Below are 13,395 nucleotides of genomic sequence, written 5' to 3' on the forward strand. Positions count from 1 at the left end.
GCCGGGAGTCAGCCTATGATAGTTCAGCGTAAAGCTCTATCAGCTCAGTAATGAATGCTCCGAGCGTTATTAATTCTTCTCTAACTGCTTCTGGGTATTTTTTATGTAAAGTTGATGGTACAACGAGTCTGACACCCGCATCTTTCATTTCTCGGTATTGTGCTGAAGAAACACCTTCTTGCAGTGTAAATAAATGTACCTGATGGATTTTATCTGCTTCATTCAGTATCTGACGCCAGCGATCTTTGCAGGTGGTCTTTACTGCCAGCATACGTAAGTTTTCTACAGGAAATTCAACGTTATGATATGCCTCTGCTGAAGGAAACAGGAAATCTGGTTTTTTATTACCTTCAGTAACTGCCTGAGTGGAGAAATGCCGTAGTCCGTGCTCGATAAAAAGCTTCTCTAGGTGAAGTTCAAGTGATTTGCCTGCCCTTGATTTACGTCGATTACTGACAGAGTTGGCTAATGCAATAAACTCATCTACAGAATCGAATCCTTTCTTAATAATATCAAGAACATGTAATTCCTCGACGAGTAGAAAAATATCATACTCGACACGCCGACGGTCAATCAGTTGCTCATCTGGATCCTTGGAGTTTTTAGCATAATGGCCAGCAGCATATTGAATAATTTCGTTTCCAGAAGGAAAACGCTTCTTCCAGTCTTCAGGAATAACATATTTATGATTTACTGGAGTTTGCTGAAGAGACAATCCGCCCAAAATTTGTCCGGCAGGGCCGGAAATTAGGGTTCCAGGTATGATTTCGCCAATAGCAGACTCGATGATATCCTCTTCATCGGGATTGACGCAGACCCATATATCTACCTCGGAACAGTCAGTGTTCTGTTCGTTTAACCTGAAAGCAAGAATTGTGAGGGCTCCTGTATTTTCAGGGTTCTGTAATGGACTTCCTCTCCCCCAGCGCGTAATTCTTTTTTCGTTTCGGGTCTTACCAAAATAACGGTTGTTGTAATAAATTGCGCGTGCTTGGGTATCAGGGCAATCATGGGATGATACATGCGCAGTAAGGAAGACTGAAGGGTTCAGTTCGCGAGTATGATTGATAGATGGAAAAAGCTTTTCAACGATATTTGAGGGGATATAAAGTCCGACCTGATGGCCACCTGTTGCGCCTGTGTCGTTTGCAGAAAGGCGTTTGATGTAGATAAAGTAATTCCCGCTTGCGATATCAAGCAGCCAGTTATGAAAAACCGACATATACATCCCTTTGTTAACATACAGTCAGGGTTAACATTTTTCCATAGTTATAGATAAGCGGCTAGGAACTTAAGGGAAAAACAAAAAGCCCGCATAAGCGGGCTTTTGTGTCACTCGAGAGCCGCGGCTCCTTTGCGTATCCTTTTTTGTCTCCTCACCGTCTGGTCGGTGTCCTGCTAAGACTGCTAACTTCCTGTTTTTGTTGGTGTTGTCCTTACACCGTCCAATCATGATTGGTGGGCTGGCGGGAGTTGAAACCGCAGCCACGTCGTATGCAAGAACGTGCTGCGGTTGGCTGGTGAACTTCCGATAGTGCGAGTATTGAATGATTTCCAACTGTTATCGATTTTGCGTATTTTTTGCATGAGAGGATTTTTACCTCCTCCCGCCGATCCTCCATGGCTTTACGCCTGTGTCTCTGGTCTGCTCTGTGCCAATTGCAGACGTTGTTGCACTGCAAAAATATCTTGTCCGGATCAAGGTATCGCCACCACTTGTTAGGTGGATTAATCCGTATTTATAACAAATACAATTCCCGGCTGTACCTATAAGCTGTTGTCAGTTATACAAAAGCGATGTAGTGTTCCACACATTAAATTTACAAACGTGGAAAAGTCCGTGTTTAGATACAGATTTTTCCGCTGAATAACCGCATATTTCCAAAGGTTTATCATGAGTAAGTGGCTATTAGACAGGCTATTTGAAGCCGGTGATCAGGCAGAGCCCCGGTTTGCGTTTCAGGGGACTGTAAATTGGATGAGGGCCCTTGCCGAAGTCGTTAACGGTGGCGCTTGTGCCGATGATAAACTAAATGATTTATATGCTCGGGTACAACGTAGACCTGTCAATCGTGAAGCTGATACGCTTGTGTTTGAGAACACAATGATGGCCTTACATAATCTGTCATCTTTGAAAAGTATGAATAAAGATGTCGAAGATAAATATGACATATGTCGTTCAGCTATTATTTCTTGGTATTACAGTATCTATTTTTCCGCTAGCGCGATGGTTGCAGCATCTTCTGGTTCTATTCAAGAGACACATACAGCCACAGCAAAAGTTTGGCAGTCAGATATCGCGGAAAAAGAACTTATCCCATATCCATTTAATCTTCTTCTAACTAGTTTAGTTTCAAACACTGCTGATGCCGAGATTGCTGCATATAGAGGTGCTAACCGTTTCGACCTGAATAATAGAGCTTATGATAATGAAACTGCTCATGGTGCACTGGTTTCCTATCTAAAGGGGACTCATGGCTACAAAAAGTGGGAAACAGAAGAGAGGGTGAGAACTTCTCGTGATTTCAAAGCTCTTGGTGTTGACAACTTTCGCACGAAAGCTGCTCGCGAAGTTCGCGATCACGCACTAGAAAAAGGACAAGTTAATTTCCTTATTCAGGCATTTAGATACCGTGGTAAAGCGAACTATCGTGACTCTATATTTTTATCCTACGGTGACAACAACGAAGCTATTATAGAAGAATTTATCCAAGATTTGTATGATGTCGCTATTGGCTTCATTAGGGCTACTTCGCATTATTGCAGTCGAAGAGTCGAGAGAGGTACGTGGGCTGAGTTTGTCGAGGATATTTCTGATAACTCAAGGTTGTCTATTGACTCTGTCGTGCTTGAAATATAACAAACAATTTAAGAATGGCTCAGCACGCTTGGCATTTTCAGTTTGGTTCAAATTTAGTGATTAAGGTATTCAAATTGAGTATGGTGAATACGTGCTTCACACTTTAATTGGGCGTTAATGCCCGCTTTTCGCTCATAACAGACATAAACTTCAGTTATGGCATAAAGGTATGCATGCTGGGTGGGGAAAGTATGAAGGAAAAGAAGACTGCTGCGCCGTTTGTCGTCACGTTTATCTTCATTGGCTATGCAAGTCGTAATACAAGGTGGGACAAAACTGAGACACATAAGGCCTCGCAATGGCTTGCAAGGCTTTACATGTTTTGATGTGGTGGGACGTGTGAGCGCAGTGTTGATGGGGTAATGCTTTGAATTAGAAGCGGATTCTTATAATTCGTAATGCGAAGGTCGTAGGTTCGACTCCTATTATCGGCACCATTTAAATCAATAAATTATCTTGCTTTAAGTAAACCACGTTCTCCTCTTGTGCCGTATTTGTGTCATTGCGGCTTATAATTGCGTCGATTTTGCTCGCGTGTCCGGTGAGATGCCTGGCTGAAAGGTGAGCATATCGACGAACCATTTCGATAGACTCCCAGCCTCCCATTTCCTGCAACGAAGTCTGTTATCAATACAAATTCAACAATCAGCCTTTGTGTTTCATGAGACTCCATCCAGCGGAGCCGTTTATTCTTCGGCTGAGACACTTTTATTATTCGTGCACTATCCGGCATCCCGGCTCAGTAACAAGGATACTCGGAAAAATGCACGTCATACATGGGGCTGATGGTTCATAATTCACCAATACTGCTTATAAAAATCACAACAAAACCGCAGCAATACCATTTTTACCACCTGCGGCAGGTTGGTGACCTTTCAGTGGTATGTGTGTTGAATGATTAGCAATTCTTATTAATTTCCTGTCTGTTTAAATATTAGCAGTCAGATAAAATATAACCAGAAAAGATTAACTATTGTAGTTTGTAACAGTCGGATAAGTGATAAGTTACGGTTACTTTGAATTATTTTTATTGTCTGTGTAATTTTTAGACTTTGCATAAAAAAAGCCCACCGTTGAGGTGGGCAAAAGGAATGATTAATTATCTCTGAGAGAAACATCATACTCTCTTTACTATATTTAACATGAAAATGTGGAGAAATTATGGAGTATACGTTAACAGGTTATTAAATAACCTGTTATCAATACAAAACAATACAGTTCTTTACATTCTCATTATTTTTATGAATACTCCTAAAGAGGTGCTTTAACGTAATGAAATAAACAGGGTAAGTATGAATATATTTGAGCAAACTCCACCAAACCGTAGACGTTATGGTCTTGCTGCATTTATCGGGCTGATTGCTGGCGTTGTTTCAGCATTTGTTAAGTGGGGGGCAGAAGTCCCATTGCCGCCACGTAGTCCGATTGATATGTTTAATGCAGCGTGTGGTCCGGAATCATTAATCAGGGCGGCAGGACAAATTGATTGCTCCCGTAACTTTCTCAATCCTCCGTATATTTTTCTTCGGGATTGGTTGGGACTGACAGATCCAAATTCGGCGGTTTATACCTTCGCCGGGCATGTCTTTAACTGGGTTGGTGTAACGCACATAATCTTTTCGATAGTTTTTGCTGTTGGTTATTGCGTAGTAGCCGAAGTATTTCCCAAAATTAAACTTTGGCAGGGCTTGCTTGCAGGCGCTTTAGCACAACTTTTTGTTCATATGATTTCATTCCCTCTAATGGGACTTACACCACCTCTTTTTGATCTTCCGTGGTATGAGAATGTCTCTGAAATTTTTGGACATTTAGTATGGTTCTGGTCTATTGAAATTATTCGTAGAGATTTACGAAACAGAATTACTCACGAGCCTGATCCTGAGATCCCTTTAGGTTCAAACAGATAACGAATTGAATGATAAAAATGGCGCAGATATAGCGCCATTTTTATAGATCAAAGCCGTGGCTTTATTCTTCTTTTCATACGTCTACATCGCCATTTACTTTCTCCTGGACTATGCAGGTATCAATACGCATACTGGGTAAAACTGAGATTCATAAAATTTCACATATTTTGGGACAGGGTGTGGAAATGCAGTTATGATGAATTAACTGATTTATTTATATAATGGTATTTATAGTTTGTAATGCGAAGAGTGTAGGCTCAACGTGATGACATAAACCCATGTTGCTCAAGTATCGCCCTGGCATCTGGCGAAACTAAAAAGTTGCAAAGTGGCCTGGCTTTCTCGGTCAGACAGGCAAATCCATAGATAGCAATCGGATTATAATGTTCAGGTATTTCTATAACTTTTACTGATTCAATTGATTGTAAGCCGGGAGCGTAACTGGCATAACCTATGAACAAATCGGTATAATCATTTTCAATTAGCCACTGCGCGGCTATCACATTTTTTGGAAGAGGTAATGAATGTCTTCCCCCCACCAATGCAACTGCCCGTTGTCTTATTTTTACTCCAACACTACCCATATTTTCAAAAAGCTGGTGAGTGTAATCACCAGCGGGATCACATCCCGCGGTTGATGTTCCGATTCGCAACGTTTCCCTGTTTAATAAAGAATACCAATCGTCATTTTCATTAAGTTTATTCGCCCGAACATACAGGCACAAACGATTATAGGCAAAAGGTTTAATACACAAGGCATGTCCTGTGGCCATTAACATTTGCGGATGAGCCATATTCGCTGATGCAAAAAGATCACATCTCTCACCCGCTTCAATACGTTCCCTCAATATACCGGCTGGACCAAAGTCACAATGAACATTATCATCCTGAAATCCCAATATAAGTGATTTCCATACCTGGCGTAAACTACCCGCAGCAAGTACACGCATTATTATTCACCTTGATAATTAGTACGGTAAAACTTTCTATACCAGTCATTGGCTATTTTATGCATATCGATATCATTGAATTTTTCAGGATACAGTTTTTTCGCCATCCACAACTCTCCAATACCCATAGCCTCGGGCATCGGATAACCCCATGCTTTTGCATACTCTGGCATCAAATAAACACGATGATTTTTGACAGCATCTATTACCTGCCATTGCGGATTTGACCGTATTTCATTCACCACGCCAGGGTAGCGATTTTGCACAAAAATTACCTGAGGATTCCATGCAATTACTTGTTCCATTGAGACTTGTTTGAACCCTTTAATGGTGGACGCGGCGACGTTTACTGCACCGGCATGTTTCATCATTAATCCTGTGTATTTTCCGGAACCATACGTTGTCAATTCTGGATTAGCCATATAGGCACGAATACGCTTTTCTTCGGGTAGATTCTGCAGCCGCTCACTCACAATATTACGACCATTTTCAGTGGCCTTGATTAACGCTTTAGCCTCTTCAGGCTTATTGATGATATTGCCTATCAGCATAATCCCTTCATATAGCCCTTTTACGTAAGCCTGTTCTTCATCAGCCATTGTTGGATTAAGTTTATTCTTCTCTCCCTCGTCATCGTGCCGCAAAGAAATTGCTACTGCTGGAATTCCAAGGCTACTGATTTTGTCGATCATTTCTTGCGGCGCATAATTGGTGACAAAAACGACCTGTGGATGCAAGGCCACCAATTTTTCAGCATCGACATGGGTTAAATCTCCTAATGATGCCTTGCTGACTAATTCTGGTGCAAGACGTGCATAATTGCTGCCAAGTTGCTGTTTCCAGTTTGACATAACACCCACGATTTTATCGGTGGCATTCATCTGCACTAAAAGATTCAAAGTTTGATGTTGAAGTACAACAATACGATCAACTTTGTCGGGTACTTTCACCTCACGACCAATCTGATCGGTGAAAGTTCGTTCAGCTTGCGTAGTAAATGATAAAGAAAGCAAAAAAATCATTAATAAAAACAACTTATTATTTATTTTCATATTCCATCACACTAAAAATCGGTATATAAATGGTTATATACCGAAATGGTAACACCAGTCAGGCGCTGGGAAAAGTGATTCGGGGATATTTTTGATGTGGTTATATGAAGAGAATGTGATTTTTATTTGTTCAGCAGAAACTTTCAATTCAGTTATCTGTAACCCCAAAGACGTATTGCCAGAATAGCAGAGATAAAGGAGTCGTTACGTTGCCGTACCTCATCTATTCACAATCACCTGATGCGATAGAGTATCAGTACCACCAACTTGTCCGTAAACGAATTATATTGATTTCAATAATAACACTGGCGACACTTTTCTCACTATTTCTGGATATTATTCTGGGTTCTTCCAGTTTGTCAGTCAGTGAGTTATGGCACGCATTAGTGCATCCATTTAGCTCTGATACCAGCATCCAGGTCATTGTTTGGGAAATCCGATTACCCTACGCCTTAATGGCTTTGCTGGTTGGCATGGCTTTGGGACTCGCGGGCGCAGAAATGCAGACGATCCTCAACAATCCATTAGCCAGTCCCTTTACACTTGGGGTTTCCTCTGCAGCGGCATTTGGTGCAGCTCTGGCTATTGTCCTGGGGATCGGTATTCCTGGTATATCGGCAACATGGTTTGTTCCAGCAAACGCTTTTATATTTTCTCTTCTGTCAGCTTTATTACTCGATAGCATGTCTCGTTGGCTAAGAATAGCAACTTCGGGAGTGATTCTTCTGGGTATCGCATTGGTATTCACATTCAATGCACTTGTGGCAATGATGCAGTTTATTGCGGATGAGGATACTCTCCAGGGACTGGTATTCTGGACAATGGGCAGTCTGGCTCGTGCATCCTGGAGCAGACTGGGCGTTTTATTAGGCGTGTTTATCATTGTTTTTCTATGGTCATTTTCTCGCTCATGGCAACTTACAGCATTGCGCATGGGAGAAGAGAGGGCTATGGGGTTTGGTATCAATGCTTATCAACTGCGTCTTTCTTCCCTGTTACGTATAAGTTTACTTGCTGCATTGTCGGTAGCCTTCGTTGGTCCGATTGGTTTTATTGGTCTTGTCTCTCCGCATATTTCCCGAATGCTATTTGGTGAGGAACATCGTTTTTATCTGACGGGAAGCACATTAACTGGAGGTCTGGTGCTCTCTCTGGCTTCAATTGCCTCAAAAAGTATTATTCCTGGTGTCATTATCCCGATTGGTATTGTCACATCACTTGTTGGTGTTCCATTATTTATTAGTATTATTCTGCGTTATCGCAGGAGTTTGTTATGAAAGGTCTTTCACTGTATAAATTAAACGCGGGTTATCAGAAAAAAAACGTAATATGTGATCTTAGTTTATCTGAACTCCCTCGCGGAAAAATAACCATCATTCTGGGGCCAAATGGTTGTGGAAAGTCGACGTTGCTACGTGCCCTGGCGGGGCTGAATAAGGTTAGCGGTAATATATTTCTTGATGGGGTCAACCTTATGCAGATGCCATTTTCAGCCCGTGCCGACAGTACAATATTTCTACCACAGTTCTTACCGCATGACGTGCATTTGAATGTGCTGGAATCTATTTTTGTTGCTCTGCGTACTTCAAAGATAGGGAGCATAGATGAAAAAACACAATCAATAGCTATTCTCAGACAACTAGGAATAGAACATCTGGCCTTTTGTTATCTGGATCAATTATCCGGAGGTCAGCGGCAACTGGTTGGGCTGGCACAATCATTGGCCCGAAATCCATCTATATTACTACTGGATGAGCCACTGAGTGCATTGGACTTAAACCACCAGTTTCATGTTATGGATTTAGTCAGAAGCGAGACACGGAGTCGCAATATAGTCACAGTTATGGTAGTTCATGATATAAATATCGCATTACGATACGGTGATTATGTCGTCATGCTAAAAAAAGGTAAACTTATTGCCAGCGGAAATCCAGAAGAGGTCATTACGCCAGAGAATCTGGCTAGTGTATATCATATTCGTGGACGGATAGAGCATTGTTCTCAGGGCTTGTTACAACTTATTGTCGATGGTGTTATTCCGGATTAGCACGCGTATTAAATATTTTTCATCCTGCGCCTTCCGGCGCTTTTCGACACTTTCATCAGTCAGATTGAGTAAGCCGGTTTCATCTTTGATGGCAAGATTATTTGTATAAAGTATGAGTGCTACCTCGTAATTTGCATAAAAAACGTCCATCAAATGCTATGGATGAGCAGGCTCAGTTTTGATCCCTTGTATAACGGTTTCGATACGCTCTTTTATTTCCTCAAGTTGCTGCTGACGACCTTCAGGTGTTAGTGTCTGATCTTCGTTAACGTCCAAAACCCATCGACGAGGAATTAATGCGCCAAAAACAATATCCATTAGCATCCCCGCGCAATTACCCGTGTTTTTAACAGCAATACGCCCTTGAGCTTGTTGAATATCCAGCCATTCTATTAACAGTTCTCTTGAATGAAGCGTTTTAGTGGCATATAAATAGTCTGAAAGCTCTGGAAAAAGAATTGATTCACGTGTCATTAATTTTAAGAGTGCTTCTCTCTCTTTAGCTTCTTCCTGACCTATATCTAATCGGAATATGCGAAACAGAGTTTCATTAATAGGAAGCATCTCGTTTTCCGGTCTTGGAAGATCGAGGAACAGGGTTTTATATTCTTTAATTACTTCAGAAAAAATTTCCTTTTTATTACTGAATACTTCATAAATTGTTCTTTTTGATACTTTTGCCCGACGAGCAATTTCTGTGGTTGAGGTTTGGGCAAAACCAAGCTCAATGAAGGCACTATACGCACCAATAACTATTGCTTTCTTACGCTCATCAAGTCCCGCACTTTTGGGTCTTCCCCGTCGCACCGGTGTACTCACTTCGCTCTTGTTCATCAAAGACATTTACTCCTGTATTCATTTTTGGTACTTGACCAGTACCAAAAATGGTATCACTATACCAACAACATAAGCAATGATCATAACATGGTGTATGAAAACAACCAGGTAACATCACTTCATAAAATACAGGTCCTTATTTATGAGTCGATTAAATAATAGCATCAGCCCCATTCGTGATCCCCAGGTTATACGTGTTCTGGAACGCATGAATAATGAACGTAAACATCCCCCGCAGGAGATGTTTCGCGAAGCTCCTGTACTTGATCCTGAAAAATTTTCCGGTTATGGCTTTTCCATAGCCCCGGAGCAGGGGGAACTTATCTACTTACTGTGCCGGGCAATGAAAGCCACTCGTGTTGTGGACTTTGCAACTTCTGTAGGTATGTCAGCACTCTATTTTGCCGCTGCGATGAAAGATAATGGTGGCGGACTGGTGATTGGTTCTGAAATGGTTCGGGAAAAGGCTGAAGTCGCGTCCCGAAATCTGGCAGAGGCTGGTCTTACGTCTTTTGTTGATATTCGTGTCGGTGATGCGAGAGAAACGCTGAAAGATCTCGGTGGTCCTGTCGATTTTATTCTTATTGATGGTTTCCCTCTTGCTGATGGCCCAAGTCTTGCTCGTCAGGTTACTGAGATTGTTGCGCCGCAGCTACGAGTGGGAGGATATATATTAAATGATAACGCAGAACCAGATTTTTTATCTTATGTTCGTGATCCACAGAATGGTTTTATTTCTATAACATTACCGATAAAACGAGGTACAGAGTTAGCACTGAAGATAAGTTAAATATAAGTACGAATGATAAAGTTGAAAAATCATAGTCCTTGTTCATACTGATACTCATCTACTTTTTATCAGAAGTAAAGGGGCATTTATGCCGACGCGCAGAGAGTTTTTAATTAAAAGTGTTGCGGGTGCTTTAATTGTTTCAATGCCTCGCATTGTATTTGCAAACACAAATAACAAAGCAATAAATGCTACAGCTATTACACAAGTTTTTGGTGACGGAGTTCGACTTATTGCGATCGCTGTAGAATTTGAAAAACCTATAAACAAGGAAGAACTTTCAACAATAGAGTTTAGTGTAAAAAATTATCACATCAATAAAACATTTGTCAGCCAGTCAACAGCTTTGGTTGAAGCAAAATCAGGTAAGTACGCGATACTTGAACTGGAACACAGCAAACCACAAAATGAATGGCAAGAAACTATAACGGACCCAACAATACAAAAAGCAGCGCCCAAACAAGGGCAAGGTAAACCTACCTGGGTTGCAGGAGAAAAACTGAACCAAACAATTAAATATAAAGATGCTTCTGCTGTTGTCGTCACACAAAATACCACACTGGAAACTAACGCCGTTTCAAACCTGGTAGTGGATAGTTTTAGACAAGATGAATATAAAGATAAAGAAAGCGGGAAAATACTAAAATATAATTTCTTTATTCCTGAAGAACAAAATAAACCATTACCACTGGTTCTTTTTATGCATGATGCAGGGGCTACCAGTGCACAAGTTACAACGACTCTGTTTCAGGGGTTAGGCGCAGTAATTTGGGCAGAACCTGAAGAGCAAATGAAACGCCCCTGTTATGTTTTAGCTCCTCAATATAATGAAATCATTGCTGATGATGACTGGCGTACCTCAACATTGCTTGATACAACAATAAATCTTGTTCAGTATTTGGTAAAAGAATATAAAATAGATCCTGAGCGTATTTATGTTACTGGTCAGTCAGGGGGATGTATGCTGGCCATCGCCATGAATATTAAATATCCTGATTTTTTCACAGCAAGTTACCTGGTTGCAGGAAAGTGGGATGCGGAACAGGTTGCTCCAATAGCTAAAAACAAATTATGGTTTATGGCCTCAGAGGATGATTCAGGAGCTTTTCCCAGCTTCAACGCGATTACTGAACGTCTTGAGCAATTTGGCGGAAAGGTTTCTCGCGCGGCATGGAATGGCCAGTGGGAGCCTGAGCAATATCGATTTGCTGCCGACACTTTGTTTGAAGAACAAACTAATATCCGTTATACCGTTTTTATAAAAGACAGTGTATTTGATGAATACTCTTCGCGAGAAGGGGCAAGTGGGCATCGTAACACATGGCGTATTGCTTACAGCATAGAACCTATTCGCGAATGGTTATTTAACCAACGTAAACAATAAAAAATAGACCAGACTGTCATCAGGTAACGTGTTGACAGTCATTTTTGCCGAGAGACAGAATGAAGACATTATTATTTGTAATTCTATTTTTTTCTGCATCTGTATATGCAGATACGGCATCAAAAATGAATTTTGACGAAATACTTACACGCTCTGCTCAAGGAGATGCAGAAGCACAAGCCAGATTGGGGGAAGCATACCTAAATGGAAACTACAACCAAACGGTGAATTACGCTCAGTCTTTTAAATGGTTGACGAAATCAGCAGCCAGCGGAAATCCCCGAGCGAAACTGGATTTAGGGATTTTATATCTTAATGGGTATGGCGTACCGTTTGATTATGCCAAAGCCTTAAGCCTTTTTGAGCAAGCTGACTTAGCGGGAGAAATGAAAGCTGCACGTTATCTTGGGATTATTTATGAAAGAGGATTAGGCGTTTCTCAGGACTATAAAAAAGCAGCGGAATATTATAAGAACGGCGATAAACATAATGATATTACGGCGCAGTATCGTCTGGCGAAACTTTATGAGCAAGGTTATGGTGTAGAACGCGATTACCAAAAAGCGATAAACCTTTATCTTAAACATATCAACAGAATGGATCATATCACTGCCCCCAGTTTTGTGGCTTTAGGTGATATTTATTCACTAGGATTGGGCGTCGAGAAAAATCCCCAACTGGCTGAAAAGTGGTATCAAAAAGCGATTGATGCAGCTAATACACAGCGTCAGCAGTAGGTGAGTTAATGCTGGCGTACTGAATACACCAGCATTAATCAGGCATGATTATGCGACCAGCCAGACAAGTATTGTTGAACCTTCGAACTCAGAGTTAACGCTTTTTCTTGCGCCCCTGAACAGCCTTAAAACGGGGATTAGATTTACAAATAACATATAGCCGTCCTTTTCGCTTCACAATCTGACAGTCTGGGTGGCGTTCTTTTGCTGTGCGCAGAGAGTTAAGGACTTTCATCATGCCCCCTTTTTCGTGCTAACAAAACGACCAAAACGCTGGGTAAATCGCGCCACATTTCCTTCTGATGAAACGGATCTCAGTTTCCCGGTATAGAACGGGTGTGATTTTGAAGAGACATCAATCGTTACATACGGATACGTTACGCCATCCAGTTCAATCTCACGGTCTGTTTTGATAGTGGAGCCAATTTTAAAGTACTCATCAGCACTGGTGTCGTGGAACACCACGGTACGATATTCAGGATGGATATTTTGTTTCATTACTTCTTCCTGTTACGTTATAACATAACAATAAAGATACATTCTCGTCCAGATAATTTCAACAAAATCCCATGACCACCTGGATATGCGGGATTCCAGCAGCTAACCGAACGTGCCGGAAGTGAGAGATGTTGTTGGCTATCGTTGGTAACGGCACTATTCAGCAGCCGAACTGCTGATTTACGACGCGACCCGCGGAGCAGTATGAAAGCATTTGAGAATGTGGGTAAGCTCTGCTTTACCGGCTGATTATTTATCACACAGCCAAAGTAGCAATTTAGTGAACCAACATGCGCATTGGGTAACTAAAATGCTGACTCAATGCGCAATCTC

General features: G+C 41.4%; 13 protein-coding genes and 1 pseudogene. 7 read left to right on the top strand and 7 right to left on the bottom strand.

The annotated features are described in order from the left end of the window. Window positions 1-13: 13 nt before the first annotated feature. On the bottom strand, window positions 14-1,222 hold the full coding sequence (locus tag A1WG_RS07705; protein WP_000110239.1) for a type II restriction endonuclease: 1,209 nt from the start codon (window positions 1,220-1,222) through the stop codon (window positions 14-16). 672 nt (window positions 1,223-1,894) lie between these two features. Between A1WG_RS07705 and A1WG_RS07700 the strand changes: the two genes are divergently transcribed. Further along, window positions 1,895-2,860 (top strand): hypothetical protein, encoded by a 966-nt coding sequence (locus A1WG_RS07700; protein WP_000049501.1) that lies wholly within the window; start codon window positions 1,895-1,897, stop codon window positions 2,858-2,860. Between the two features lie 438 nt (window positions 2,861-3,298). On the opposite strand, the pseudogene A1WG_RS24615 reads toward A1WG_RS07700, so the two are convergent. Beyond that, window positions 3,299-3,475: pseudogene (locus A1WG_RS24615) on the bottom strand (integrase); the annotation flags it as partial. Window positions 3,476-4,152: 677 nt separating this feature from the next. Between A1WG_RS24615 and A1WG_RS07695 the strand changes: the two are divergent. Then, on the top strand, window positions 4,153-4,767 hold the full coding sequence (locus A1WG_RS07695; protein WP_001019913.1) for a YagU family protein: 615 nt from the start codon (window positions 4,153-4,155) through the stop codon (window positions 4,765-4,767). A gap of 257 nt (window positions 4,768-5,024) precedes the next feature. On the opposite strand, the gene A1WG_RS07690 is transcribed toward A1WG_RS07695, so the two are convergent. Next, a complete protein-coding gene (locus A1WG_RS07690; RefSeq protein ID WP_001515801.1) occupies window positions 5,025-5,717 on the bottom strand; it encodes a substrate-binding domain-containing protein in 693 nt (230 codons plus the stop codon). 2 nt (window positions 5,718-5,719) lie between these two features. Next, the gene (locus A1WG_RS07685) at window positions 5,720-6,769 is read right to left on the bottom strand and encodes an ABC transporter substrate-binding protein (RefSeq protein WP_000700644.1); all 1,050 of its coding nucleotides are present in this window, start codon (window positions 6,767-6,769) and stop codon (window positions 5,720-5,722) included. Between the two features lie 209 nt (window positions 6,770-6,978). Here A1WG_RS07685 and A1WG_RS07680 point away from each other — a divergent pair, with 209 nt between their 5' ends. Together A1WG_RS07680 and A1WG_RS07675 are read left to right on the top strand one after the other, a co-directional pair. Further along, on the top strand, window positions 6,979-8,046 hold the full coding sequence (locus tag A1WG_RS07680) for a FecCD family ABC transporter permease (RefSeq protein ID WP_001146466.1): 1,068 nt from the start codon (window positions 6,979-6,981) through the stop codon (window positions 8,044-8,046). Next, window positions 8,043-8,816 carry an ABC transporter ATP-binding protein gene (locus A1WG_RS07675; protein WP_000677460.1) on the top strand — a complete coding sequence of 258 codons (774 nt, stop codon included), beginning with the start codon at window positions 8,043-8,045 and terminating at the stop codon, window positions 8,814-8,816. Before A1WG_RS07680 ends, A1WG_RS07675 begins: the two co-directional genes overlap by 4 nt. 156 nt (window positions 8,817-8,972) lie before the next feature. On the opposite strand, the gene A1WG_RS07670 is transcribed toward A1WG_RS07675, so the two are convergent. Further along, entirely contained in the window at window positions 8,973-9,650 is a 678-nt protein-coding gene (locus tag A1WG_RS07670; RefSeq protein ID WP_001515802.1) for a TetR/AcrR family transcriptional regulator, read from the bottom strand. 145 nt (window positions 9,651-9,795) lie between these two features. On the opposite strand from A1WG_RS07670, the gene A1WG_RS07665 reads away from it, so the two are divergent. The 3 genes from A1WG_RS07665 (at window position 9,796) to A1WG_RS07655 (ending at window position 12,564) form a co-directional block, all read left to right on the top strand. Further along, complete coding sequence (locus A1WG_RS07665; RefSeq protein ID WP_001515803.1) at window positions 9,796-10,443, top strand: O-methyltransferase; 648 nt, start codon at window positions 9,796-9,798, stop codon at window positions 10,441-10,443. An 88-nt stretch (window positions 10,444-10,531) separates the two neighbouring features. Beyond that, on the top strand, window positions 10,532-11,827 hold the full coding sequence (locus A1WG_RS07660; protein ID WP_001143170.1) for a prolyl oligopeptidase family serine peptidase: 1,296 nt from the start codon (window positions 10,532-10,534) through the stop codon (window positions 11,825-11,827). A 59-nt stretch (window positions 11,828-11,886) separates the two neighbouring features. Further along, entirely contained in the window at window positions 11,887-12,564 is a 678-nt protein-coding gene (locus tag A1WG_RS07655; protein ID WP_001515804.1) for a tetratricopeptide repeat protein, read from the top strand. 94 nt (window positions 12,565-12,658) lie between these two features. Here the strand turns inward: A1WG_RS07655 and ykgO are convergent, their stop codons facing one another. Both ykgO and A1WG_RS07645 read right to left on the bottom strand, forming a co-directional pair. Continuing rightward, on the bottom strand, window positions 12,659-12,799 hold the full coding sequence (gene ykgO / locus A1WG_RS07650; RefSeq protein ID WP_000866436.1) for a type B 50S ribosomal protein L36: 141 nt from the start codon (window positions 12,797-12,799) through the stop codon (window positions 12,659-12,661). After that, window positions 12,799-13,062 (bottom strand): type B 50S ribosomal protein L31, encoded by a 264-nt coding sequence (locus A1WG_RS07645; protein WP_000812360.1) that lies wholly within the window; start codon window positions 13,060-13,062, stop codon window positions 12,799-12,801. Before A1WG_RS07645 ends, ykgO begins: the two co-directional genes overlap by 1 nt. Window positions 13,063-13,395 lie beyond the last annotated feature (333 nt).

The sequence above is a fragment of the Escherichia sp. KTE96 genome (genome assembly GCF_000408525.1).
In the GTDB taxonomy this organism is placed as follows: Bacteria; Pseudomonadota; Gammaproteobacteria; order Enterobacterales; family Enterobacteriaceae; genus Escherichia; species Escherichia marmotae.

Excerpts from the sequence above, each read along its gene's own strand:
- A1WG_RS07705 (WP_000110239.1), bottom strand. The coding sequence starts at position 1,222 with ATGTCGGTTTTTCATAACTGGCTGCTTGATATCGCAAGCGGGAATTAC.
- A1WG_RS07700 (WP_000049501.1), top strand. The coding sequence starts at position 1,895 with ATGAGTAAGTGGCTATTAGACAGGCTATTTGAAGCCGGTGATCAGGCA.
- A1WG_RS07695 (WP_001019913.1), top strand. The coding sequence starts at position 4,153 with ATGAATATATTTGAGCAAACTCCACCAAACCGTAGACGTTATGGTCTT.
- A1WG_RS07690 (WP_001515801.1), bottom strand. The coding sequence starts at position 5,717 with ATGCGTGTACTTGCTGCGGGTAGTTTACGCCAGGTATGGAAATCACTT.
- A1WG_RS07685 (WP_000700644.1), bottom strand. The coding sequence starts at position 6,769 with ATGAAAATAAATAATAAGTTGTTTTTATTAATGATTTTTTTGCTTTCT.
- A1WG_RS07675 (WP_000677460.1), top strand. The coding sequence starts at position 8,043 with ATGAAAGGTCTTTCACTGTATAAATTAAACGCGGGTTATCAGAAAAAA.
- A1WG_RS07670 (WP_001515802.1), bottom strand. The coding sequence starts at position 9,650 with ATGAACAAGAGCGAAGTGAGTACACCGGTGCGACGGGGAAGACCCAAA.
- A1WG_RS07665 (WP_001515803.1), top strand. The coding sequence starts at position 9,796 with ATGAGTCGATTAAATAATAGCATCAGCCCCATTCGTGATCCCCAGGTT.
- A1WG_RS07660 (WP_001143170.1), top strand. The coding sequence starts at position 10,532 with ATGCCGACGCGCAGAGAGTTTTTAATTAAAAGTGTTGCGGGTGCTTTA.
- A1WG_RS07655 (WP_001515804.1), top strand. The coding sequence starts at position 11,887 with ATGAAGACATTATTATTTGTAATTCTATTTTTTTCTGCATCTGTATAT.
- ykgO (WP_000866436.1), bottom strand. The coding sequence starts at position 12,799 with ATGAAAGTCCTTAACTCTCTGCGCACAGCAAAAGAACGCCACCCAGAC.
- A1WG_RS07645 (WP_000812360.1), bottom strand. The coding sequence starts at position 13,062 with ATGAAACAAAATATCCATCCTGAATATCGTACCGTGGTGTTCCACGAC.